The organism is Bradyrhizobium guangdongense, assembly GCF_004114975.1.
GTDB lineage: Bacteria > Pseudomonadota > Alphaproteobacteria > Rhizobiales > Xanthobacteraceae > Bradyrhizobium > Bradyrhizobium guangdongense.
Map to the genome: position 1 here is coordinate 2,736,581 of NZ_CP030051.1, position 23,630 is coordinate 2,760,210.

Annotated in this window: 18 protein-coding genes and 2 pseudogenes; 13 read left to right on the forward strand and 7 right to left on the reverse strand. The window is 57.9% G+C overall.

Annotation, left to right across the window (positions count from 1 at the left end):
- Nucleotides 1-111 precede the first annotated feature (111 nt).
- The 3 genes and pseudogenes from X265_RS42270 to epsI all read right to left on the reverse strand — a co-directional run.
- A pseudogene (locus tag X265_RS42270) lies at nt 112-225 on the reverse strand (PEPxxWA-CTERM sorting domain-containing protein); the annotation flags it as partial.
- Nucleotides 226-1,654: 1,429 nt separating this feature from the next.
- On the reverse strand, nt 1,655-2,356 hold the full coding sequence (locus X265_RS13020) for a trypsin-like peptidase domain-containing protein (protein ID WP_128965171.1): 702 nt from the start codon (nt 2,354-2,356) through the stop codon (nt 1,655-1,657).
- Between the two features lie 44 nt (nt 2,357-2,400).
- Nucleotides 2,401-3,102 carry an exosortase-associated protein EpsI, V-type gene (gene epsI / locus X265_RS13025; protein ID WP_128965172.1) on the reverse strand — a complete coding sequence of 234 codons (702 nt, stop codon included), beginning with the start codon at nt 3,100-3,102 and terminating at the stop codon, nt 2,401-2,403.
- 236 nt (nt 3,103-3,338) lie between these two features.
- Between epsI and X265_RS13030 the strand changes: the two genes are divergently transcribed.
- The 5 genes from X265_RS13030 (at nt 3,339) to X265_RS13050 (ending at nt 7,842) form a co-directional block, all read left to right on the forward strand.
- Nucleotides 3,339-4,205 (forward strand): SurA N-terminal domain-containing protein, encoded by an 867-nt coding sequence (locus X265_RS13030; RefSeq protein ID WP_128965173.1) that lies wholly within the window; start codon nt 3,339-3,341, stop codon nt 4,203-4,205.
- A 39-nt stretch (nt 4,206-4,244) separates the two neighbouring features.
- The gene (locus X265_RS13035; RefSeq protein ID WP_128965174.1) at nt 4,245-4,466 is read left to right on the forward strand and encodes an XrtV sorting system accessory protein; all 222 of its coding nucleotides are present in this window, start codon (nt 4,245-4,247) and stop codon (nt 4,464-4,466) included.
- Nucleotides 4,467-4,528: 62 nt separating this feature from the next.
- Nucleotides 4,529-5,449, forward strand: a complete 921-nt coding sequence (gene xrtV, locus X265_RS13040) for an exosortase V (protein ID WP_128965175.1) — start codon at nt 4,529-4,531, stop codon at nt 5,447-5,449.
- A 1,242-nt stretch (nt 5,450-6,691) separates the two neighbouring features.
- Entirely contained in the window at nt 6,692-7,441 is a 750-nt protein-coding gene (locus X265_RS13045; RefSeq protein WP_208764278.1) for a PEPxxWA-CTERM sorting domain-containing protein, read from the forward strand.
- A 95-nt stretch (nt 7,442-7,536) separates the two neighbouring features.
- Entirely contained in the window at nt 7,537-7,842 is a 306-nt protein-coding gene (locus tag X265_RS13050) for an H-NS histone family protein (protein WP_164938556.1), read from the forward strand.
- A 73-nt stretch (nt 7,843-7,915) separates the two neighbouring features.
- Here the strand turns inward: X265_RS13050 and X265_RS13055 are convergent, their stop codons facing one another.
- Nucleotides 7,916-9,136 (reverse strand): glycosyltransferase, encoded by a 1,221-nt coding sequence (locus X265_RS13055; RefSeq protein WP_128965177.1) that lies wholly within the window; start codon nt 9,134-9,136, stop codon nt 7,916-7,918.
- A 270-nt stretch (nt 9,137-9,406) separates the two neighbouring features.
- On the opposite strand from X265_RS13055, the gene X265_RS13060 reads away from it, so the two are divergent.
- From X265_RS13060 to X265_RS13085, 7 genes are all read left to right on the forward strand, one after another.
- On the forward strand, nt 9,407-10,357 hold the full coding sequence (locus X265_RS13060; protein WP_128965178.1) for a polysaccharide deacetylase family protein: 951 nt from the start codon (nt 9,407-9,409) through the stop codon (nt 10,355-10,357).
- An 11-nt stretch (nt 10,358-10,368) separates the two neighbouring features.
- Nucleotides 10,369-11,565 (forward strand): glycosyltransferase family 2 protein, encoded by a 1,197-nt coding sequence (locus X265_RS13065; protein ID WP_128965179.1) that lies wholly within the window; start codon nt 10,369-10,371, stop codon nt 11,563-11,565.
- 28 nt (nt 11,566-11,593) lie between these two features.
- Nucleotides 11,594-12,193: a DUF4118 domain-containing protein gene (locus X265_RS13070; protein ID WP_128965180.1), complete on the forward strand. Its 600-nt coding sequence runs from the start codon at nt 11,594-11,596 to the stop codon at nt 12,191-12,193.
- A 316-nt stretch (nt 12,194-12,509) separates the two neighbouring features.
- Complete coding sequence (locus X265_RS40435) at nt 12,510-12,674, forward strand: hypothetical protein (RefSeq protein WP_164938557.1); 165 nt, start codon at nt 12,510-12,512, stop codon at nt 12,672-12,674.
- Nucleotides 12,675-13,007: 333 nt separating this feature from the next.
- Nucleotides 13,008-13,235, forward strand: coding sequence for a hypothetical protein (locus tag X265_RS13075; protein ID WP_128965181.1), 228 nt, complete (start codon nt 13,008-13,010; stop codon nt 13,233-13,235).
- A gap of 236 nt (nt 13,236-13,471) precedes the next feature.
- Nucleotides 13,472-14,131 carry a hypothetical protein gene (locus X265_RS13080; RefSeq protein WP_128965182.1) on the forward strand — a complete coding sequence of 220 codons (660 nt, stop codon included), beginning with the start codon at nt 13,472-13,474 and terminating at the stop codon, nt 14,129-14,131.
- A 682-nt stretch (nt 14,132-14,813) separates the two neighbouring features.
- A complete protein-coding gene (locus X265_RS13085) occupies nt 14,814-15,803 on the forward strand; it encodes a PEP-CTERM sorting domain-containing protein (RefSeq protein WP_128965183.1) in 990 nt (329 codons plus the stop codon).
- A gap of 626 nt (nt 15,804-16,429) precedes the next feature.
- Here the strand turns inward: X265_RS13085 and X265_RS42275 are convergent.
- Nucleotides 16,430-16,546 (reverse strand): annotated as a pseudogene (locus tag X265_RS42275) (PEPxxWA-CTERM sorting domain-containing protein); the annotation flags it as partial.
- 2,371 nt (nt 16,547-18,917) lie between these two features.
- On the opposite strand from X265_RS42275, the gene X265_RS40440 reads away from it, so the two are divergent.
- Nucleotides 18,918-19,085, forward strand: a complete 168-nt coding sequence (locus tag X265_RS40440; RefSeq protein ID WP_164938558.1) for a hypothetical protein — start codon at nt 18,918-18,920, stop codon at nt 19,083-19,085.
- A 113-nt stretch (nt 19,086-19,198) separates the two neighbouring features.
- Here the strand turns inward: X265_RS40440 and X265_RS13095 are convergent, their stop codons facing one another.
- Nucleotides 19,199-20,545 carry an IS5 family transposase gene (locus tag X265_RS13095; RefSeq protein ID WP_128963208.1) on the reverse strand — a complete coding sequence of 449 codons (1,347 nt, stop codon included), beginning with the start codon at nt 20,543-20,545 and terminating at the stop codon, nt 19,199-19,201.
- 312 nt (nt 20,546-20,857) lie between these two features.
- Complete coding sequence (locus X265_RS13100; RefSeq protein ID WP_164938559.1) at nt 20,858-23,413, reverse strand: NfrA family protein; 2,556 nt, start codon at nt 23,411-23,413, stop codon at nt 20,858-20,860.
- Nucleotides 23,414-23,630 lie beyond the last annotated feature (217 nt).

The window sequence follows — 23,630 nt, forward strand, 5'->3', positions numbered from 1 at the left end:
AATTTCGATCTGGCTGCTGGCGCTTGCGCAACAGCACCGCGTGTGATCGCGTTCTGACCGCGCAAAAAAAGGCCGCCTCGCGGCGGCCTTTCGAACTCGTCGTGTTACAGCTCAGGCAAAGCGGAAGCTGGTCCCACTTCGCCGGCGATATGCGGCGAAGCCCACGCCCATGAAACCAAGCAGCATCATTGCCCAAGTGGATGCCTCAGGAACCGCGGGTGCGGCGGGACCCTGCACCGACAGGTCATCAAAGAAGTTGTAAGACGGGTCGTTTCGGCTGGTGATCACGAAGGAATCAGTGCCGTGTCCAATGAAAAAACCGGTGAACGGTAGCCAACCACCGGTGGGGGGAACTGTCGGCGGACCCAATGTCAAGCTGGCGGTGCCGCCCACGTTGATCCCGAGGTCGGCCGGGGTGCCGCCGTAGCTGAAAGCCCAACCCGAGAAGGTGTACAACGCGCCCACGACATCATGGAACGTCTGCGTCAAGATGCCATCGCTGCCGACTGGGCCGCTGAAGAAAGAGTAATTACCGCTATGGACAGGGGAGGTGCCCACACCGGTGAAACCGCCATTCCCCGTCAATGTCCAGCCGGGGGCGAGACTGCCGCTTTCAAAGCCGCCATTTTGGAGCAGCTCAACCGCCTTGGCGGAAGTACCAAGGCCGATCGACATGACTGCCGCTGTGCCGACCGCAATTAATGTTTGACGTATATTCATTTGATCCAAACTCCTCTGCGCAGGTTTTACCAATTATTTACTACCATTCAATCGCAGGGGATTCAAGGGCTCCCGATTTTTTTATTCCGAAAGCCAAAAGCCCAAACTCTAAGCATCAGAACTGGCAATTAATTCGCCTACGATTGCGGGCCTGAAGGCCCACATGATAGGATGAAGATATCGCTTCTGACCAAATTGTCCTGCGTTCCGACGAGAATTTAACGCAAATTAAATGTTATGTCTTGGGGCCGGCTGTCGGTGACCTGCAATATTGGCGTCCTAACCTCTTGAAATTATGTTCTTAGCTGGTGAAAGCCGCAGGCCTTATCCGGGTCCATCACACGGCGGTCACAGACTTCTTTAGCCCGTTTGGCGGCTTTTGCGGTCGCAAGCCCGCTCGGCACGACTTGTTGAGCGCAATCCTCGACCGTGCCGAGGCTTTGGGCATTCCATGACTTTTCCGATCAACACCGGAGTTAAGCAGTGTTGCAAATTTAAAGGAGCATACGGCCGCCACCATCCCCTTGAACGGCTGATTCCATGGCATGCAGCCCTCATGAGTTTGGCCGATTCAAATATACCCATTCCTGGTCGTAGGCGGCCGGGCTATTCAGAGACACCAGAGATGCCTGCGAGGTCGCCTAAGCGCAAAGACCGCGTTCGTGAGCCACCGGCTGTGCGATGATGATCCTGGCCTTCTTCTGACCTCGGTCCTTGGGGGTATCGCCGTACGGACAGATCACACTCGCTGCCGTCCGGTCGCAACCTCGTACGAGACCACGCAAACCGCCGTCGGGCGGTCTCCTGTTTCGGCCAGAACTCCGATAATCTGTTTAGCCTCACAGTATCGCCTCGCATCGGGAACTGGCCCCAACTCAGGCATTGTCTAGATTCGTCGGGCAATGCCCTATTTGCGTCGTGCCAAACCCTGTCTTCAGAGGCCGGGAGGCAGAAAGGCCGCGATCTCGCGCGCAGGCACGAAGTATTTGGCGACGTCGCGATTATAATTCTTGCCCATAGAGAGAGGCGATCGCGCTTGAGTGATCTTCCGACTCATGATCCCCAGCAGGCAACGCTGCTGCACATCGAACACGCCTGACCCGGAATTTCCGGTCCGAGCGACATCCTCAATTGCTGTGCTGAAGCGCCGCAGGCTTATCGGGATCCGCTCGGGCGATATCACCCGCGACGGGACTACGCCTTCAGGCACAACTGTCACAACGGGCTCACCCGCGACCGGTTGGTGGCGGCACACTTCCATGTGGCGAAGACGGAGCCGCATCGGAAGCAGCTTCTCGTCTACAGACAAGAGGGTGAGGTCAGTCGATTCGAAGCTTCCTTCCCTGACGATCTCGGTCGGGTACTCGACGCCCGCAACCACCACTTTCGGCCAGGTTAACCATCCCCGACCTACTACATGGGCGGCCGTTATGAACAAGCCCTTCCCCAGGTAGATGCCATAGCCTGTCCACGTCTGTGTCGGGGTGCGGTGAATATTGACCGCATAGGGGAGCAGCGTCTCCTCGGCGACTTGCAGACTATCTTGGGCCAGCTGGAGCGCCGTGGGCAATGGCGCAAAGCCAAGACCTAACGCGGCAAGAACTAGCGCTCGGCTAAGGTGCAACAGGCGTCCCATGCGCCACCATTGCAGGAGGCGACCCTGCAGCAATGTTCCCAACGTTACGATGCGCCAGTGAAAAATCTCAGCTCCTGGGCGGGGACCGCTGATAAGAGGTCGTGGATAAATTGATCCTGCAACTGGAATGAAGCTTCTTTTGGCAGACCGATTGTAGAAACTCTGATGAGCGCCCCGTCCGGGATCAGCCCGCGCAACCCATACTTGAGGCGACTTAGCTGGTAACTGACCACGCCATTTGTCACATCATTGCCGATCCTAATCCAATAGGTCACCGGCTCGTACCGCGACTCTCGCTCCGCGATGAGGCGCGTGGCCAAGATCGGCGACGCCCCATTTCGAAAACTCACGGGTGCATCAACCTTGTCCGAGATCCTAAAGCCGTTGGCGGTATAGCAGATTTCGGGGCGATGAGCTTTGAGCCGGTAATTCTGAACTGGCCCGTAGGCCACCATCAACATCACGATATGGCCCTGACCGTCCGAATAGCCGCGGCCGACTTCCTGACTGTAGACCTTGGCAGACTGCGGATCGGGCTGGACATACGCCTCGGGATCGACCGGCTGAACCGGGCTAATTTCAGGAACGATCTTCCAAGTTCCAAACTGGCGCGGGATCACGGTCTCCAGGCTTGGAGCAGCCGAGGTTCGCGCCATAAGCTCGCGCGGGGCGAGCACATTGGCCATGACGGCGGAGCCCACAATGGCTACCGAAGCGAGCACAAAATGAATACGGGACAAATGCATGTCTTCAAATATACCGGTCTCAATTGCCTAAGAAAAGCCGGCTCTGGAACAATTTAATGCGAGTGAGAGATTTTAGGCTGTTAACATAAACCAGCCAAATCCCGGCGCCAGACCGGACGTTCGGCTCGACGCGAGGCGGCCAAGCCGATAGTGATCGTAGTACGCTTTTTTGAAGTGGTGCTCCTGACGCTTTGCTCGCCAAGATTATTCATTCAACTCGCTCTCGGGGTTCGCCTATGAGGAACTGGCCGAACTGGCCTTATCACTCCATTGCCGTCGTCCTTTGTTCCGCTGCTTTGCTGGCCGGGTGCGGCAAGAAAGAGCAGGCCACAGCCCAGCGCGGCCAGGTCGTTGCCCACGTCGGCGACGAGGTGATCACCAATCAGGAGCTCGAAAACGAGTTTCGTTTGGCCAACATCCCGCCGGACAAGCAGAAGGATCCTGAAATCGTCAAGCAGGTGCTGGGGCAGCTGGTCACGCGCAAATACTTGTTACAGCAGGCGCTCAATGCCAAGCTCGATCGAGAGCCAGGTGTCCTCCTGGACCTTTTACGGGCGCGCGAGCAGGTGCTCGAAAATGCCTATCTGCTCCGTCGGGTGATGTCCAAGCCGCCGACCAAGGCCGATATCGATCGTTATATTGCGGATAACCCGGCGAAGTTCTCAAATCGGAAGCTTCTGCAGGTCGACCAGATCGCGTTTCCATTAGGTCCGGCAGCTCAATCGGTCGTCGAATCCAGCCGCGAGGCAAAGTCGCTTGATGAACTCGACCAGCAGCTGACGGCGGCCTCCATACCGCACGGTCGCCAGAGCGGTGTGCTCTCGAGCGGCGATGTCGGCCCGGAGCTGTTTGACAAGATCGAAGCCAAAAAAGCGGACGACGTCTTCTTCGTTCGTTCCGGTCAAAACGGGATTTTCTTCAAGGTCCTAGGCGAAGAGACGCGTCCGCTGGAGGGACAGGCGGCGGCCAATCAGGCGCGGCAGCTGATGCGAAATGACGCGCTCAAGGGAGAGATCGGCATTGCGACCTATTCGGCCAACATGGAGGCCAAATTTGAGGGCGAATATCAGCAAATCATGCAAGGGCAGGGGAAGGGCCAATAGGTCCTACGGCTAGGCTCAGCTAAAGGATCGCGACATTTCATGACGACCGTGTTCGATATTCTCACCGTGACGTGCTTTATTGGTTTGGTGGTCGCCTTCTTCCAGTTTACGGATCGAGAGCGCTCGACGCTTTTGCATTTTCTGCTGGCTGGAGTCGTTTTTGCCGTCGCCAATCAAATCGGAAACAACGGCCACTTCTATTTGGCAGCCATCCTTGTGCTGGCAGGCATTGGATATGCAGCGCTGGGGGCCCGCAGATAATTGATTGTTACGGGATTTTTCCGATGCTAACCTATTGAGCATTCAGCACAGCGGATTAATGCATGACATATTCCCAGGTGGTGCAATCAGCAGAAGCTCGGCCCTTGTCCAAATTTTTCTGGCCGGCGCTCCTCTTTGGTTCCGTGTTGGCCGGCTATTTTCCCACTCTCCTCTCCTTGATTGATGGTCCCTGGCAGACCGAGCAGGAGGGGCATGGGCCTCTCATCATGGCGGCCTCGTTGTGGTGGGTCTGGCAGTCTCGTGCCCGTTTGAAGGCGGTTGAATTATCGCCAGCACCGATTGCCGGCTGGGTGATTCTCCTTTGCGGCCTGATCCTGATGTATCTTGCCAGAATTCAACAGGGACTGGTGACGATCGAAATGGCGTCTCTGCTGCCGGTGATCGTGGGATGCATCCTGCTCACGGCAGGCTGGCCGACGTTGCGCATCTTGGCATTCCCGATAGGCTTCCTCATCTTCGCCGTGCCGATGCCTGACTGGCTGATTGACGCCGCGACCGTGCCGCTAAAGGTCTTCATCTCGAACATGGTCACGAAGGTACTGTATGCAGCGGGTTACCCGGTGGCGCAGAACGGTGTGATGATCATGATCGGCTCATATCAGCTCCTGGTGAAGGATGCCTGCTCGGGCATGAACTCAATTTTTGCCCTTTCGGCAATTGGCGTTTTCTACGCATACGCGTTCCGCTGGGAGGAGAAGCTGCGCAGCGTGCTGCTGTTGCTGGCGATCGTCCCGATCACGATTCTTGCCAATTTCGTGCGGGTCTTCACGCTCGTCCTCATCGCTTATTACGCGGGGCCGGACCTTCTTGAGGGGATCGTGCACGATATGACCGGCATTGGCCTGTTCATCGTCGCGGTCGTTCTCATGTTCATGTTTGACGCGGTGCTGGGTTTGGCGTTCGGTCTGGTCAGCCGTCTTCGGAGGCGAAGTTTGCCGGAAGCTCACCCCCATACGGCCTGAGCCTCAGTCGCAGCGATTTCCTTCAGAGCGCATCTCGCTCCGCTGGTGAGATCAATTGTCTTGTTGACTCGGTCTAATCTTAGTTGCGTCTGAGTGGCGCATCAAATCGGTTTGCCGCAGTGCGCGAATGGGGCTTCTTGTTGCGGCTGGCGCGCCTTTCCACAAGGCGAACGTCAAGTTAATTCCCATCCAGGCGCTTAGACCTATCTTCAGGATCGACCGCTGCGGGCTGAGGCTCAGCCCTTTTGCGGTAGGCGCCAATAGAAGCAACGCTGCGCCGCGGACCCAACATAGTCGGTCGTGCAGACTGGTTGAACTGCGGTTTGGTGCGACGCGATAATGGGAAGGTCAAACTCGCTGAGGTGGGGCGTTGGCCTACTCAGGCTCTGTTTACGAGCTCTCGTGCGGTTGCCCATCGAGCCGAATCGCCACAGGCCGGTGCATGTCGCCAAACTGGGCTTTGCGGCTCCTCGTCGGCATTGCTTGTTCGGTGAGCTGCGGTCAACGGCTCGTGAGCACCCGGCCCTCAATCGGAAAGTGCTTGTCTGTGTTATATCATCCGCCAAGCCGCTGCATCCGATGACTGTTTCAGTGGAGCTACGCCATGAGATTTGCATTCGCTCTCCTCTTCCCGGCCGCGCTGCTGCACGTCGGTCCGGCCGATGCTCAAGCGACCCGACTGCGGGTAGAGCACGGAAAATTCATTGTCGCGCAGTCGTACTGCGGCATGTGCACGGACGTGCGAACGGCTTGCGTCCTCAAGTGCAATGGGGCGGGCGGCTGCATTCAGAGATGCGACGACGAGTTTCTCTACTGTCGTGAACAGAATTGTGGGCGTCGCTGAGAGGAATTCTGCGCAAAAAAATTCGATGCTGTAGGCGACGGGTGAATAGAGAAAGCCGCCTACGAGGCTGCTGCGACTTCGTCGTGTTGCGCGTTCGGAGCGGCGCCGTTCTCCACCTCCTCGTCAATTGGCCTCTCCCCGGCCTAATTCTCGAGCCTGGGCGAGACGATGGACCACAAACGCGTACCCCCTTGCAGGTTCACAGCTCGTCAAAAATGCACGTTCCACGAGAATGAGCCGGCGGGCTGATTGAATGTTGGGGGAGCTACGACCCTAAGCGGCATTATTTGCTCTCAATACGTGGCTGCGGCAACAACCTTTAAGATGCTGTGATTACTGGGTAATCACGGCAGCTGTATCTGTGATTAACATGAGTTAGGGATTTTTTTGACATTCCTTTGACTGAAGGATATATTTTAAAAATATTTCTTGCGTATTTGATTGTTGGAGTGAGTCACATGGTGCGATTTAATTCGTTTTTGGCGACGGCGGCTGCACTTATCCCAGGTGCTCTGTTGGCAACGGCGCTTTCGTGTACGGCAGCCAATGCCTCGCTGGTCCTTACGTCCAGCAATGTTGGGGGAGTGACTGACCAGAACGTGCTCTTCCAGAACGTCGTTGGAGACAACACGATGTCGCTGACGGCTGATACCAATTCAAGTCCCAGAAATAGAATTACATTTACCAGCAACGAGAATTTGACTGGTACCACATCGTCAGGCCAAGCGAAAATCTTCGACACCGCAGCAGATGGGTTCAATTTGCTAGGTTGGCACATGGCCAATCCGAGCCTCGGCTTCACGGCGAACGTTTTCAATATCATCGATGCGACAGCCACCTTAGCAAACATCACGGTGGTGACGAACGACCAGACGGAGACGTTTCACAACGTCGCCATCAGCACGCACGGCGATAACTTTTTCACTCTGCAGTCTGGGAGCGGCGAAATCATCGAGAGCGTTTCGATTGCGGCACTCAATGGTGGTCTGTTCGATGAAGTAAGGCAGGAGCGCCTCGGCGGCGTTGGGCCGGTTACGACCGCCGTTCCGGAGCCGTCGACTTGGGCGATGCTGCTACTGGGTTTCGCTGGCGTCGGCTTCGTGGCCTATCGCCGGAAAACCCAAGGGACGGCACTTCGTCTCGTCTGACGCGATCGGGCTCGAACGAGAGAGGAAAAGCCGCCCCCGGGGGCGGCTTTTCGCGTCTGTTGAGTTGGTTGAGCGGAAGCTGGATGGAGGCGGCCATGACGCCGATAGAGCTCGATACATGCTCGACGGATGAACTTTGGACGCTCTATGAGGCGATCGTCGGTATTCTCCAGCGCCGCCTCGAAGGGGAGATGCGTCAGCTGGACGAGCGTCTTGTCGCGCTACGCGGCAGGTTTCAGGCCGGCTCCGACAAGGCGAACCGCTCGCCGAGATTCAGGAATCCGGGCGATCCATCCCAGACCTGGAGTGGCCGCGGCAAACGGCCTCGCTGGGTCACCGAGCTGCTCAAGACCGGGGTGGAACTCGAAGAATTGCGAGCTCAGCAATCCCAATCGGGTTGATCACGGCTTTAAAGATCTGCAGCAGCGTCCCCTGCAGCCGTGCAGGAGAGGCCAGGTCGAGATCTTTTGCGCATCAACGGCGCGACCTGGTCGCCGTTCGCTCGAACAGGCTGACGAGTCTTGCTGCTTCCCGATCGATATCGTGGCGCTCCAGAACTCGAACTCGCGCGTTCGCGCCCATTTCGTTGATCACCTCGGGGCGTACGCCGAGGCACTCCTCCATGGCTGCGGTGAGGGCCTCAACGTCGCCGGCGGGCACGAGCCAGCCATGCTGAGTAGGGACCACTAGTTCTGGAATTCCGGCGACGAAGGTACTGATCACCGGTCTCCGGAGCGCCATTGCCTCCATGAGAACGACCGGTAGCCCTTCAGCGAAACTGGGCAACACCAACGCGCGCGATGCGAGAATTTCCTGCCGGACTTGATCGCTGGAAATCCAACCTGTGATCCGCACGCTTCTTTCGAGCTTGTACCGGCCGATCAGCCGTTCGATCTCGGGACGCATTTCTCCATCGCCGGCGAGCACGAGTTCGAACTCGATGCCGCGTTGGACAAGCCGGTAGGCAGCATCAAGCAGCAGAAGCTGGCCCTTTTGCTCGCACAGGCGCCCGACGCAGACCAGGCGCTGGCTTGCGCTGCTCGCACCGGCCGGCACGGTCTGGTGAAAGCCGGGCTCGAGCCCACAATGGACCACTTCGATCTTGCTCCACTCGTTGTGTGGGACCTGCCGATAAAGCTGACTTCGGCCGAATGAACTGATCGCCACGACGAAATCGGCGCGTGCGATCTTTTCAGGGAGGGCTATCATTGCCGGCTTGTCGAATTCCTCGGGGCCGTGAACGGTAAAGCTCCAGCTCGGTCCGCCAAGTTCGCCTACCAGCATGGCAACCTGTGCGGAATTCGTTCCGAAGTGGGCGTGAAGATGTTCGATCTTCTCGGCGCGCAGCCAGAGAAGCGTGCGGCATGCTTCGAGCAGGTAAATGAGCTGGACGGCAAGCGGCCGCTCAGCGGGACGACGGGTCTTCCAGACCAGCGCGGCGGCGCCCGCAAGGCGGGCGGGGTTGGTGGCGAGGAGTTGCAGAAAGGCCGCGATCAGCGCCACCGCTCCGCTTTGGAGGACGTACCTGGTTCGCTTTTGTTCGAGCTCGTCTTGCTGGCTCAGCTGTGGGTCCCGCCATCCCCTGATCGCGATGCGCAGGACCTCATGGCCCTGCCGCTCGAGCGCCAGGATCTCCCGACGGATGAAGCTATGGCTCACGGCTGGGTATTGGTTGACTAGATATGCAATCCGCATGCGTGAGTATCTTGTCTGTTAGCGAGGAGGCGCATTCACCTTGTCATCGCCTGACGCTTCAAATATTGCTCTAAAGCATTGTAGATGGCTGACTTATCGAGGAAAGACCAGAGTTCAACTGTATATTTGTGGGCACGGTTAACTCAAGCACTGGTGTTAACTGAAAGACTGTGCGCCTCGTGCGATCACTTAAGAGACCCTCGCTTGCCCCTGCGATCCGGAGCCGAAGCCGCCGTGAACGATGCTAGCAAAGCCGGAACGGATTGATTGATGGTCGGTCGTTCAACCGTTTTTAACACCGGGCTCAGGGCGGTCCTGTTCCATCATTTTTTCTTCGATGGCGAGAGCTCCGATGATGCACGGGAGAGACTGAAGCGTCAGTGCGATTGGTTGTGCCGTAACTTCAACCTTGTCACGCTCGGACAGGTGCAACGAGGCCTCGCAACAGACGACCTTCCGCCGAACGCGTTGCTGGTGACGATCGACGATGCCAAAATCGAAATCTTGAGCGTTCTGGATATCTTTCAGAGTTTCGACGTGCCTATCGGCATATTTGCGTGTGTGGGTTGGTCCGCCCGAGAGAACTCTGGTCCAGTCAGCCCGGACATCGCGCTTGCGACCTTGGTGACGAATATCCAATGGTACCAGGGCGCGGCGCTCGAGTTGAACATCAAGGGGCAGATTTTTGGAATTGGCGGTGACCGGGATCAGCGAACTCGTGCAATCGATTCAATCCTGACCTGTGCCGATTGGAGTAAGCTCGCCATCCCGCCGGAGCTGGACTGGAAGCGGCAAGGACGAGGTGCTCGCGTGTGCTGCTCGATTGACGAGTTAGCCGATATTGCTTCGGAGAGGGTTGCCATCGGCGGTCACTCCGTCACCCACATCAAGCTCGCCACCGCGAGCTCCACCAGGCTCCACTATGAAGTCGGCACGACGCAGAAGATATTAACCGATGCAATTGGCCATTGCGGGTCATTTGCCTATCCTTATGGGATGCAGGGAACGCACGACGATGCCACCCATCGAGCTGTCCGGGAAGCTGGTTTTGAGCTCGCCTTCTTGACCCACTCAGGTCTCATAGCCGCCCGGACCGATCGCTTTAGGCTTCCGCGGATATCGATGCCCGACCGGGCGATGTCGCAGCCGGAATTTCGGGTGCGGGCGGCGGGAGCGGGAATTGCATATCGCAAGCTTAAAAGCTTCTTTTCGGTTGGCTAGGCGGGAATGTCATGGTGCTAGGTAATTTGCTCGCCGTCCTCGCTGGTCTCCTTGCCGTGCCCGTCATGATGCTGCTTGTCGAGGTGCTCGCCTCATTGGCCATCTTCCGCGATCAGCTGGCCGAACATCGAGGTGTTGGAAATGCGACGAGTGCAGCGGTTGTCGTTCCAGCGCACAATGAGAGCTCGGGGCTGCTGCCGACGCTTGGAGACCTGATGCCTCAATTGGGACCTCGGGATCGGCTGATTGTGGTCGCAGACAATTGTTCGGATGATACGGCTGCGATGGCGACCGCGGCAGGCGCCGAAGTCATTGAGCGCAACGATCTGTCTCGCATCGGCAAGGGATACGCGCTTGCTCATGCATTGGCGCATCTTAGACAAGATCCCCCGGACATGGTGCTGTTCGTCGATGCGGATTGTCGGGTGCAAGGCGACATGCTTGTGCGCCTGAAGGATGCCTGCGCGTACGCATCGCGCCCTGTGCAGGCTTGTTTTCTGATGACAGCGCCGGAGAAGTCCTCTGTCGACCACAGGCCCGCTGAATTCTTCTGGCTCATACGAAATTGGGTTCGGCCGCTCGGTCTCTGTGGCCTCGGACTTCCTGTGCAATTAATGGGGACTGGGATGATGTTCCCCTGGCGATTGATCCGGGATCTGCGAATGGACGGAAATCTGGTCGAGGATTTGAAGCTTGGTTTGGATGCGGCCGCGCTCGGCTTTCCACCATGTTTCTACCCGTCTGTGGTCGGGACGAGCGAGTTTCCTGAGACGCAGGGCGGCACCGAGACGCAGCGTCAACGCTGGATTCAGGGGCACCTTCAGATGATTCTGCGGCACTTGCCGAGATATTTTCTGCGGGCATTGGTGACCCGCAATCTGGGCCTGCTCGTGCTGGTTCTCGATATGACCGTGCCGCCATTCTCGTTGCTTGTTCTCCTGATTGTATTGTTGCTGTTTGCAACTCTGGCATGGTTTCTTATTGCGGGCACGGCCGTTCCACTCATTCTGTCGCTGATCAATTGCACGGCTATAGTTTTTGCTGTCTTGCTTGCTTGGATGAGGTACGGTCAGCAGATCATCTCATTACGAGAGTTGGCAGGCCTTGCAGCCTCCTTGCCGAGCAAGGTGTCGTACTATGGTCGAGTCTATTTCGGGCGAAAGGTAGCCTCTTGGATCCGTACCGATCGGACGAAGGTCGATCAGTAGACAGGATCGGCCGAAGCGGGACAGAGCGATGAGCTACACATCGGACAGGCTTGTATCGACGCTCGCGACCCGGCCGAACAGGTGGGCCTTCCGGGGGCTAGCCTATGTTCTTCTCCCGATCATTGCATTCGCGAATACCCAACTCGGCGGGGTAAGCTGGGTCTCGTATCTGGGAGTCTTCGTCATAGGTTGCTTAGCAACCTACATCTTGCCGTCAACCACGCCTGTGGGGGCGGTACGAGCTCAGGTGGTGGCGCTTCTCACCCGCCTCTATTCATGGCCGCTGCGCTATCAAATGGCGGCCGCAGTCGTGATCTTCGTGGCAATTGAAATACTCGACCATTACGCGGGAGGTTTCAAGCTTGGCCGAATTTTCAACATCTACATGGCTGCAGTGTTCTCGCACGCTTTGGTTTTCGGATTGCGCAGTTCGCTGTTGATGTGGCTTCTGGCGACACTCACAGTTTATTACGCAGAAGTCCCCCCCGAATATTCTTTCAAGCTGGAAACAATAGCCGAATTCGCCGAGATTTTCGTATTCATGTATCTCGGTCTGTTAGCGCTGGCCAGCGCGTACTTTTTTCGCATCAGCTCCATTATCGGCGATGGCCTGGACGAGCGTCGCTGACGTCAGGCCGGTCATAGAGATCTGCGGAGACTTGTTGCCTTGCGAAAGCCGAGCGTATGCCGGCTTCGCTGCGGCGGAACGGCAGGCGCACCCCGGGCGCAAGGGCCGCAGAGGCTGGGGTGAGCTTTTCTGCTCATTCGGGGGGCGCGAAAATTGCGAGTGCGTCACACTTTTATCTGCTAGTCGACGTGTCACGCGAGCGTTATTAAACCCCGCAGGGTCGGCGTTTGACCCAATTGCAGAAGCATACGTGTGCAAACTATGTTTGGCATGCGACTTGCTCGATTTGATCGTATTTCAGAGCAGGGGATAGCAAATGAAGAACAATATTTCCGAGACAAGGCAGTCCCGTTCGAAGCCCAAGAAGTCAAGCAAGCCAGCCAGGAAGCTCGCGCTTGCGAATATCTCCCAGCGCTATGGGGAAGTTCTTCGCCTGCGGCAGCGCCTGTCGGAGGCTGAAGCCAAAATGGCGCCCCGATGAATAGCGGCGTGGGCCGCAAGCTCGCAGCATCGCTCTACGCGGCTGCGTGTTAGCTTGGCTGGCTGGCTCTGGGCGTTTTTTTCGCGTCCTTACATCGATGGGAACGTGAAGGGCTGCTGCTAAGCGCCTTTGAGGGCTTAGATTGGGCCCCGATGCGCAAGTTTCGCCGCACTGGCGAAGGCGACTTCCCGTGCCGGAAAGCTTCGTGCGCTGTCCAGGCGCCCACAGTTGTGGGCAGACATCGTTTTTGGCAACTACCCCGCCTTACGCTCGACGCGGAACGATGCTATTGCGCATTCCGGCAGTGGGCGAAAACCATTTCGAGAAAATCTAATGTCGAACTCCTTTACGAGCGCCTTGCTCGCGGCATTGAACGCGTCAGTTGAAATCATGCTGGACGATGAACCTGTCGCCAAAGATCGCAAGGAGCCGATCGTCAGCGATCCACCCGTGAACAATCCCACGGCAAGTTTGCCGGCGCGCGGAGACCGCGAAAACAGGTACGCAGTTACCGTCGGCTTCGGAATGGCTAAAATCCGATCCTCAGGGCAGGGCGCTTAGCCGGCAGCTGAGTTTTCCGTCGGCATAATGGCGCTAAATTCGCCAGTAGCTTGCATTTTACGCCATCGGTGTCGACGGGCGTCTTACTTGAGCGCAGCAGGTATAGCGGCTGTGCCACAGCTCACGTTCATCGCTCGGGAAGTTAAGACAACATGTCTGACCTGTCTTGACGTGGAGCGATTCGCTGTTTATTGAATTTTGTTAAATTCCCTTTCGTCTTTTAAATGGGTCATTAAATGTTCGGTCACTTGAAGGCACTCGGCTGTGCGGCGGCTTGCATCATCGGAGCTTTCGTCGCGGCAGCACCGGCGCAGGCCGCGGTTGTTCTGTCCGAAAACTTCAACAGCGTGCCTCAAGGCCTGAACGCATCCACTGTAGGGTCGAACTTCAGCGTCACACAGGGCACCGTGGACGTTATTGGGGCCGGTGGTTCATTTAACTTCTATCCCGGCAATGGCTCCTACCTCGATCTCGACGGCTCGAGCTTTCAGCTCGGCACCATCAGCTCCGCGGCGTTCGGCTCGGGCACTTACACTCTGTCCTTCGATTTTGGCGCCTACACCTACGGTCATGGCTACATCACCGAAAACCTGCACTTCGCTCTCGCTGATTTCAGTCAGACGCTCACTCCAACCGTGGATTCGTCGGTCACGCCGGGAGCTTCGCTGCAGCACTATTCCGTCACCTTCACGACTACCCAAGCCGGCGAGTTGACCTTCTCGGCTCTCAACCCCTTGCATCCCGGGGTCGGCACCAATGTGGGTCCGATCCTCGACAACGTGGTCTTGACGGCCGTACCTGAAGCATCGACCTGGGCAATGATGATTGTTGGCTTCCTGAGCGTCGGCTTGCTCGCCTATCGTCGGAGCTCGAGTGCGAGGCTGCGCATCGCCTGATGCACCTCCGTTCATGACCTTTGAGAGCCGCCGCAAGGCGGCTTTTCTCTTTGGTTTGGTTCGGCGCGGGCTAACTGATCTCGGGTTGCTGCCGCGTTGGAATTCCAGATGCAAAGCGTTCCTGGAGTTGGGTGGGGCTCGTTTCATGGGAGCGGCTTTGTCGATGCGTGATCGGACGCGTCGGCGCCTCCGGCGTTTTTGAAGGGCATCCATTCTTTTCCGAAATAGCGACGAATGACGGTCTTCTCCAAAGGAGCAATATTGTGGTCCGGGACCGACCGCGGCTTCTCATCTTCCGAGGTCTCGGAGCAGGCGGCGACACAATCGATTTTGCGGCTTCGAGAACCCGCTCATCCCGGGCGGATTTGCGCCTTCGGCAGACGAGCAGACCTGCAACCGACATCTGCTCGCGGCGCTCCACTCGTGCCTCCGGGCAAATCGTGCCGGCCTCGTGCGCCGATGAGTGAAACGCCAGTCGCGAATGCATTGGCGAGCGCTTGCGGTGCGCTGTGGCCCTTCGCCCTAAGCAAATTCCAAGTTAGCGCTTTGTGAAAGTGACCCGCGCAATTAATCATCAGGGCGGATAGCAACAACCGTTGATACGGGCCAAGTTGACCTGCTACGTCCAAGGTAATATTTAAATAAGCGCTCCTGATTTGCCTTCGGGAGCTGGAGTTCGGAAATGCCTGTTCGCCGACATCTGCTCACTGGATTTTTTGCCGTCTCGCTCGCACTTTGCCTTCAGCCGGACGGAGCGTCTGCTGCGCTCGTCAACGTGACGAGCTACGACATGAACAACGGGAACGGTTCGACCCAGTTCACGTTCGGCTATAACTATTTCGACTTCAGTTACACAAAGACGGGTCAGGCCTCGCCCGATCCGAACGCCAGCAAGAACGGCTCAAATCAGTCCGTCCCTAACAACGCGGCGCCAAAGGATGCGCCGTTGAGCGGCGGCACGGGCATTCTGACCAATGGCGTCATAGCAACGCAGGTCTATTCCCTTGTAAGCGGCCCGACCGGAAATGTTAGCAATGCCTTCTATACCGGGCCAAACCAGTACGTGGGTTGGAAGTACCAGGATCCCACGATCACTTTTCACTTGGCGAGCGGGCAGTACGTCGGCTCGATTGCGCTTTACGTTGCCGCAAACAACCCGGCCATTGGCGATCTGAACGGTCTGGTTGCGGCACCAAAGGATGTGGTGCTCGACGTCAACGGAAAACCGATTTCGGCGACAATGAGCACGACGTCGCTCAACGCTTTTACTAGCGTGATCACTCTGAGCGGCTTCGGCCACATTTCATCCGATTCGCTGTTCAGCCTCACCCTTGATCGAGGTCCGTTACAGCAGGATGGCATCGACTATTACAATGACCACGTAAAGGGATTCGATCCGGCCCATCCTTACGACACGTCGATGTGCGTTGGATGGTGCGATCCCGATACCGGTCCCTATAGCAGCGGCTTCCGCTACGAGGCTGCCGGCGGTCAGACTGGCGATTTGTTGGCCGGTTCAGGCCTAGAGCCCTGGATCATGCTGAGCGAAGTACAGTTCACCGCGGCCGTGCCTGAGTCTTCGACTTGGATCATGATGATTGCTGGATTTTTTGGGCTTGGCTTCATGGCGTATCGTCGCCGGGGCCACACCGCGCAACTCGCTACGGTCTGACGCCATGGAGATCATCGGGACCTGCATCAGTTGCCTCCCAGCCTCTGCGAGCCTCCTTCTCAACCTGGGTGTCGCGGTTGCCGTGCTCGGCTTCGGCATATGGCAATCGGAGTAGGCGAACGGAGCGGCTGCCGCGGCTCAATCTCGGACAAGCTCTTGGTGGTCTGAGCGCCAGGCGCAGGCAATGTGTGAACGCTGAGCGAAGCCTCTGGTTTGACGTTTCGTCGGATCGCTAACCAGGCTGGGTTCGCTTCAGTCAGACCACCGGAAAGAGGCCTTTGAACGCGGCTTTCTTTCAGAGGCCATATTGCAAATTAAGCAGCAGCAATCGACTTTTGTCGCTGATCATCATTGCCCAGACGGAGCGCTCAAGCACCGCGGAAGAATCGGGCTTAACCCTCCTGACAAGTCTGCGCTTGTGGTGGCTTTGCGAGGGGGCTGACCCATCTCCCGACACGCCGAGCAGGCGCGAATAGTGAGCGCATCGCTGCGATTGTGCAAGGCGGGGCCTGCGGCGCCTCCGACAAGCCCGTGAGCCACATGCGATAGGGTTAGCCTTCACAACCCGACCCCAAAGGAACTCCGCCCTGGAAGGGGGCTTCCAAGTCGATCCAGAGAGTGATTGGTCAGGCGGTTAATGGTGAGGGTTTCGACTTGCGACGATACGAGATGAAGCCCAGACCGCCAAATCCTACAATCAGCATCGCCCATGTGCTTGGCTCGGGAACTGCGGTAATCGCGGTCATCGTGCCGGTAAACGGACCATCTGCAGTAAAGGTAACTTGGGTTACGAATGCAGTCGAATTGTTCGGATCGAGACCCAGGCTTGGATCAATCCCCAAGATTTCGAATGTGCTGACGCCGCCTGGCGCAAACGTGAAAAGCGTGTTGGCGGCGAGATCCTGCGCAAAGGAGTACCCCGACCCGTTCCAGAGATAGAGCCCGTAAGGATGGGACATTCCAAGGTCCGGCAGTCTTACCGACGCGAAGTTTGGATTCCCATTGCCGACCGAGAAAATGTAACCGAGGGCGACGGCCGGATCCAGGTTTACGGACTGACCATGGCTCACGTCGATATTGAAGCTGTAAACCGTTTGGCCCACCGAGTTAACTGACGAGACAGGCACCTGAACTGCTCCGCTAAATTGCGAGACAGCATTTGGGTGAAAATCAAAAAAGCTTTGAGAGCTAGCGCCGGTTGTCGCAACGGTGGAGGCGATCCGATAGTCATCACGGATCACCACGCCGTAGTGGCCATTCGGATTTAGGTTGGCAGAGCTGGGGATCGTGAAGGTGGTTTGGCTTGACGGAAGATCTTGCCGAAAGATGGTCTGTCTGTTGTGGTCGAGATCAATGATGAAGATTTTTGTGTTCTGATGGTAGCCATTCGGCGGAGTGAACGCAGGCGCGTTCCACGAAAGGGTCGGAGTCGTTGTCGTGTTCGAGGTGCCGCTGATGGTGATACCGGTGATGAAAGGGGGTACGCCGATCGTCGGATCGATTGCAAGAGTATTGACTTGCAAAGTATTCGTATAGCCGGGGTTGCTGACCGAAAGATGCCAAGAGCCGAGGAGGTTCGAGTTGTAAGCAATCGTCCTGTCGAACAAATTCGGATCAGGAATGGAGTTGCTATAAGGGACATTAAAAGAGACGGTGTTTGCTCCGACGGTTTGCGTTGCTGTTACCGTGGTGCTGCTACCAAAGGCGAGATCGGCATTTGAACCGGACGGATGAAACCGTCCTCCAAATTCCAGAAACTGAGACCTAACGGGCTGGCCGAATGCCACGTTGCTGGAGTTGTATCCGATGAAATTGAAGGTTCCGGGAAAGCCCGACACACCGGAGTTCTCGACGATGGTGTCGGCTTGAGCAACTGCCGGAGCAACAATTAATGTCGCCATACAAATTGAACGCCACATAGGTCCCCTCCAAAGAAGAAATTAACGCGTCGCGCAACTATTAAATTTTCATTAAAAGATGCGCCCAATTGCGACAATCTGTCAATTGTTGTTTCTGCTCACCTGTGCAGTCCTACGCAACCATGCCGAGCCGCCCGCGTCCGCAGTCCTGGGCAGTGCCAGCGTCTTGGCCAAGGCGCGTCCGGGGTATCAGATGGGTTCAAGCTTCCTCCAACTGGCAAACTCCCCTGGGCCGATTTGCGGGCCCGCGGCGCAAGGCACGGCCCGCTCAGCGCGGGACGCGGGAGTGCCCATGGGCACACGTTCCGGAGATCCTGATCGAGAAGGAGCAGCTTGGGACCCCTTCAGTTCAGGCCTGAGCAGGTGGTTTGGCAGAGGGTGGTGATTTCGTTACCTCGACGCAGGGGCAATTACCGACACACTCTGCATCGGGCCTGACAGGTCGCTGGCTGGGAGCCTTCACGGAGGATAATCGTTCGTCAATCCGCAGCCTGTCGCCTGCGAGAGGTGGATTTGTCCTCAAACGTTTCCTGCCGGCGTAAGAGGCAGAAAAACTGTCCCAGTTTTTTTTGAATTGTGATGAGAGCCGACCGAGCGCGACGTCGCGTGCGCCAGCAAAAACCGCGAGCGGCAGTGTAGTAAGGATCAGGAAGAGTTCCTCTTTGGGAACGCGTGCTACCGCTGTGCCATTGTCTTGATGACGGGCGTGCGACCCACTCGCAATTTTCTGCATTGGAATTTCAGCTTGTGGCCTCGTGCGCCAACCGGACGCCATGCCGTACATTACACTTTCGTTGTAGTCGCTTTTCGCCCAGGCGTTTCTTTGTCTGCGTAGGGTGCCTCGTCAGCTTCGATCTATTCATCTTCGTAGACGATCGTTCTAATCGGCGCGCTCGCAACGAATCGAATTGACGAAAACGCGACGAAGGCGCTACGATGCTTTGAGACAAATCTAAAAAGCTTATTCCGAAATTCGGGTTTTCCTTCGTGCAGTGGTCACGAAGCTCTCATTGCTGTGGCCCGATTTCGTGGCGAGTGTTGGGTGATTAGCCCAACAAGGTCACGCGACCTTGATCGAACTAAGATCGAGCGCCGCGCGACCAACATTTGTTTCGACGGACACGATCTCGTGCGTCGAGAAGATTGACTTGCGCCGGCATGCGTTTTGCCAGCTGTGAGACGTTGGAGATTTTCAATGAAGACCGCATTTCCGAAGGGGCGAAAGCCGCGTGAATTGAAGAAGACCAAAAGGATGTTGAAAAAGTCTCCGGTCGGCGTGACGATCGCGGAACGTTACCTTGAAGTCTTGCAGCTAAGGCGGCGTGTCCTTGAAGCAGATACTTCGCACGTCGGTCGTCACTAAGGATCGGGAATGCGTTCGCTGTACGTTACGTCTCTTGTGGTCGGCATGGTTGCCTGGCTCTGGGCGATCACGACAGGCATTGTGTGGATGTTTGGCGCGTAAGAAGTCGTCCGTTAAGAAGCCGATTTGAGCGGTGAGCCGTCGCTGCTGGCGGCGATGAGGGTGGCCAGGAAGAGGCACCAGAGAGCTCTCAGCCATGCGAGGATGCGCCGGAAGTTATGGCCGACGGCGGAGAGGATGACGTTGGCCGCATCGCCGGCGCGGCCTTTGAGGTAGCAGCGGCCGAGGTGACCATCGGCCTTCAGGTGTCCGATGATGGGTTCGATGGCGGAGCGGCGGCGCAGCTCGCGCTTGATGACCCCGAAGACGCCGCGCTTCTGGCCGGAGATGAAGACACGGCGCGGGTTCTGCGCGTCATGGCCGCGGTATCCCTTGTCGACATAGGCCCGCTCGATCGCACAGCCGGTGAGTGTCTCGGTGCGGTCGATGACATCCCGCAAGGTGTGACCGTCGTACGGGTTATCCGGTAGCGCCCTGGCGTGCAGCACGAACAGGCCGCCGGGAGCCCGGCGGTTGTTGGTGACGATGGAGGCTTTGACCCCGAACTCGTAAGGGGCGGCTGCTTTGCCCTTGCCGATGCACTCGACCTCCGGAGCGTGGAAGGAATAAAGCTTCCAGCCGCGCTGGCGCTGCTGCTGCGAGCGGATCTGGGAGGCCCGGCTGAGCGGGAGGACGAAGGCGTTCTCGAGCACGGTCTGACCTTCGATCTTGCGGCGGATATCGCGGATGATCCGGCCCAGCCGGCTGCGCAGGATGCGCAACTGCCGCTGATGCCGCTTGAATTGCTTGGCATGGGCGTAGCGCCCCGCCATCATGGCCGCGGTCTTGGCAATGCGAAGATAGGACTGCCGCAGCCTGACCCCGTGCTTCCTCGCCAGACGGTTGAGCCCCTTGATCGCGGCGTGCAAGAGCTTGGCATCGGTCGGGAAGGTGATGGCCTTCGGCTGCACGGTGGTATCGACCGTGACCCGCTTGAGGTCCTGACTGCGCAACGCGCCGGCCTCGTGCGCCACCCGCAGGCTCTCGGCCAAGAGCAGCTCCAGCTTGTCGCCGAGCCGCTTGCGCCAGTGGCTCAGGTCCGAGCGCTCGTGCGGGAAGGCGTGCTGAAAGAACTCTTCGCCGGTGAAGTACTGGAAATACGGGTCGTGGACCCAGCGCTCGCACACCCCCTCATCGGACAGGCCGTAAATGTGCTTGAGCAGCAGCAGCCCGATCATGAAGCGGGTCGCGATCCCCGGCCGGCCGTTCTCGCTGTAGAGCGGCGCGATCTCGCCGTCGACCCAGTCCCAATCGACCTTGCCGGCGAGCTGAACCAGCTCGTGCTTCATGTTGATGATCTGGTCCAGTCTGGCCCGGAACAGATCGCCAGATCCCGTCGTCCTTTGCTTCTTCGGTCGCATCGCCACCTCCGATGCGACGACGGAATCATGACTGGCGATTCGACGGAATCCTGAAAATGAAATCGCAAGGTTCCGAGGCCCGAAGCATCAAATCCCTGCAATCCCAAAACAGCCCACAACGATAAATGCGATTCTACCTCAATCGCTTAGCCGCTCCTCACGGACGACTAAGAAACGGCGATCCGAAGGCGGTAGGAAGCCTTGCCGGATCATGAGATCGCGCTGAACATTTGGCTGATTGTCACTTTGATGGGCCGAGCTTTTGTCTCGAATAACGGTCGCGCCGCGCAGCCCATCTAGACGCCTGGCTGCTCAATAATTGATAGACGTTTGCGCGAAGATGCCCTCGGCGCGCTTGTCGCCGGCGAGCCTAAATCGGTATTGCAATGTCAGCTCCCAGTAAGAGGGGGGCGCGATATATTTCGTCTCGCCAAACCAGTAGCGGATCGAGCCACCAAGGCCGGCGGAGTAAGCATCGCGAACCGCGAAGGAATCGTCATAGCTCGCCGCAACGACAGCGTGCGGGAAGAACACCAGGTTTCTGCTGATCGGATCCAGCCGGAAACTGTGACCAAAGCGTCCCTCAAACAGCCCAACCAATTGAGTCTTCTCAAAGAAGCGGTCGACCTCAGCGTAAATGTACCATGTCGGCCAGTGCGTATCGATCGCCCGCAAGTCGGTCCCGACGGTGTAGGAATACGCTGCTCTGAGGAGCGTATCGTCGCGGGCTGCGTCGCCGAGCCTGAATAGCTTGTCAACCTCGAGTACGAGGTTGTGATCGGAGAACGGCTTCCACCGTGCGCCTGCCATGCCTTGCGTCGTGCGCAGCCCAGTTGGACCGCCTGCCTGGTCGTACAGCGTTTCGAACAGGCGGCCGAACACCTCGAACAGCGCGCCGTTTCGGTTTCCGAACTCCTCGGGCCGGTAGTAGATCTCCGATCCCAATTGCGAGGTGTAGGTGCTGGCTGGTGAGTTGATCGTCAAGAACGGATTGGGAGCGGACCCGACCTTGCCGTAGGAAATGGAGCTGTTGACGCCCCAGACGCGGGTCAGATCGGCAACGGTTCGCCGTGTCTCGAACAGTTTCTGATCATCGATATTGATGCGTCCGTCCGCCTTCGCATCGATCCCCTCCTTCAGATAGGCAATGGCTTTCGGATTCTGAAATTGCCGCATCGCCGTGTAGCCAGCATCGATTGTTGCCCGGGGAGGGAGCGCACCATTGGCTTTCGCCCGATCGAACAGCTCCAGCGCCACCTTATCGTTGCCGACCGCGACGCCGATATAAGCCAGGTCTGCGTCCCTGATTGACCGGAGCTGGCCGGCCGCAATGGCCGTGTCGAACATCGCCCGTGCTTCGGGCTTGCGATCCAGCTCCAAGAGCGTGTTGATCTGCGCTTGGATGGCGCCGTCCCGCTGAACGTTGGTCACCGACAGGCGCTCGGCGGACCTGAAGTCGCGCAAGGCTTCTTCCTTCCGTCCCAGGGCTTGGTAGGCGTAGGCGCGCCGGACGGTAAATTCGTAATCCAGGCCCGCGCGGGGCAGCGAGCGCAGCGCCCGCTTCGGATCCTTGGTCTTCAGGGCGATATCGACCAGCGCCAGACGGACATTCCGCACTTGCTCGGCCGGGAGCCCTCGCGCAAGTGCGATCTCCCAGTCGGCCATCGCGCCTCGGTCATTGCCGTTGCGGCTCCGCGCAAACCCCCGCTGAGCGTAAATCTCGGCGTTGGCAACGCCTTCCGCGATGGCACGATCGGCTGTGGCTTCAGCGTCGGCCGGCCGGCCGGCCGTGAGCTGCAGATTGATCAGCAGCAGGCGGCTGCTTGCGATCTCGGGCGCATCCGCGATCGCTTTCTTGGCTTCTTCGATAGCCAGGCCATAGTTCTTGGCCCGGCTAGCCTCGTAGGCCTTTCCAGCCGCTTCGATACCCTCGGCCTTCTTGTCAATGGGGGTAGCAATGCTTTGAACAAGCGGCGCCTGCAGACTGCACACCGAGCCATATGGCGTATCGCGGCAATCCTGCACCGGCATCGGCATGAGCTTGCCGTCGCCTTTCAGCGTCGCCTTGCCTTCGGCGGCGGCATCAGCGTCGCCGATGCGTACGACAACCGATGGATCCGTTTTGGGATACGGTTGAAGCAGGCTCTGAGCCGTTCGGGCCTCACCTGACGCTAAGGCTGCGTCGGCCGCTATGAGACGGATCTGTTTTCTCTCAGAGCCGGTGAGATCGGGCAGAGCGAGTGCCGCCTTGAAGTCGGCGGCCGCCAGGGGGCGGTTGCCGAGCTTCTGGTAAATATACCCCCGCCAGACCATGGGCACGTAGTTGCCGGGATCGAGCTTTATGGCCTCCGATGCGGTCTCTGCGGCGGCTGCCAGACTGTTGTCGGCGAGTTGGGCCGCGAGCAAGAGCAGGCGGTAGGACATCACGTCCGGCCCATATTCGACAGCCTTGCGAGCAGCACGTATGGCTGCCTTGGTGTCACCCCGTTCGAGTGCCTTATAGCCATCGCCAGCCGGCTGTTGCGCGAGGCGCTGGCGAATGTTGGCCTGGCGCGACTCCAGCTCCTGGTTCGCGGAAAAGGTCGCAAGCGCCGCGGAAGTCGCTTGTTCAGCCGAGCCGAGATTTCCCGCAGCCAGGAGCGAGTCGATCAGCAGCAATCGCAGGCGGAGGATATCAGGCCGCAGCGCGACGGATGTAGCAGCCTGGCCTGCAGCTGCTTGATAGTCCCCTCGTCCGAACGCCTTATAGGCCTCCTCGGCAGAGCTGTAGGCTTCGCCCTCGAGGGGACGGTCCGGATCGGCGGCTTGGGCGCCGGCCAGGCTGACCAAGACAAGCGAAAGCAAAAGACCGCCGATGGCGGTCCGCAACCTACGTCGCCCCGGACGTACAGCACCCCAAATGAACATGGCCCCCAACAGGCAAAAAATTTACATCGCAAAGATTAGCTGAGCGGGCGATTTGACGGAACCGGAATTTGATGTGCGACTTGCGACAAAGCCTTCAAAAAACAAGATTTTTCGCGATGTGTTGCGCAAATGCTTCGTCATTTTCTAAGTATTTTCAGGGGGCAAACCGCACGTCATG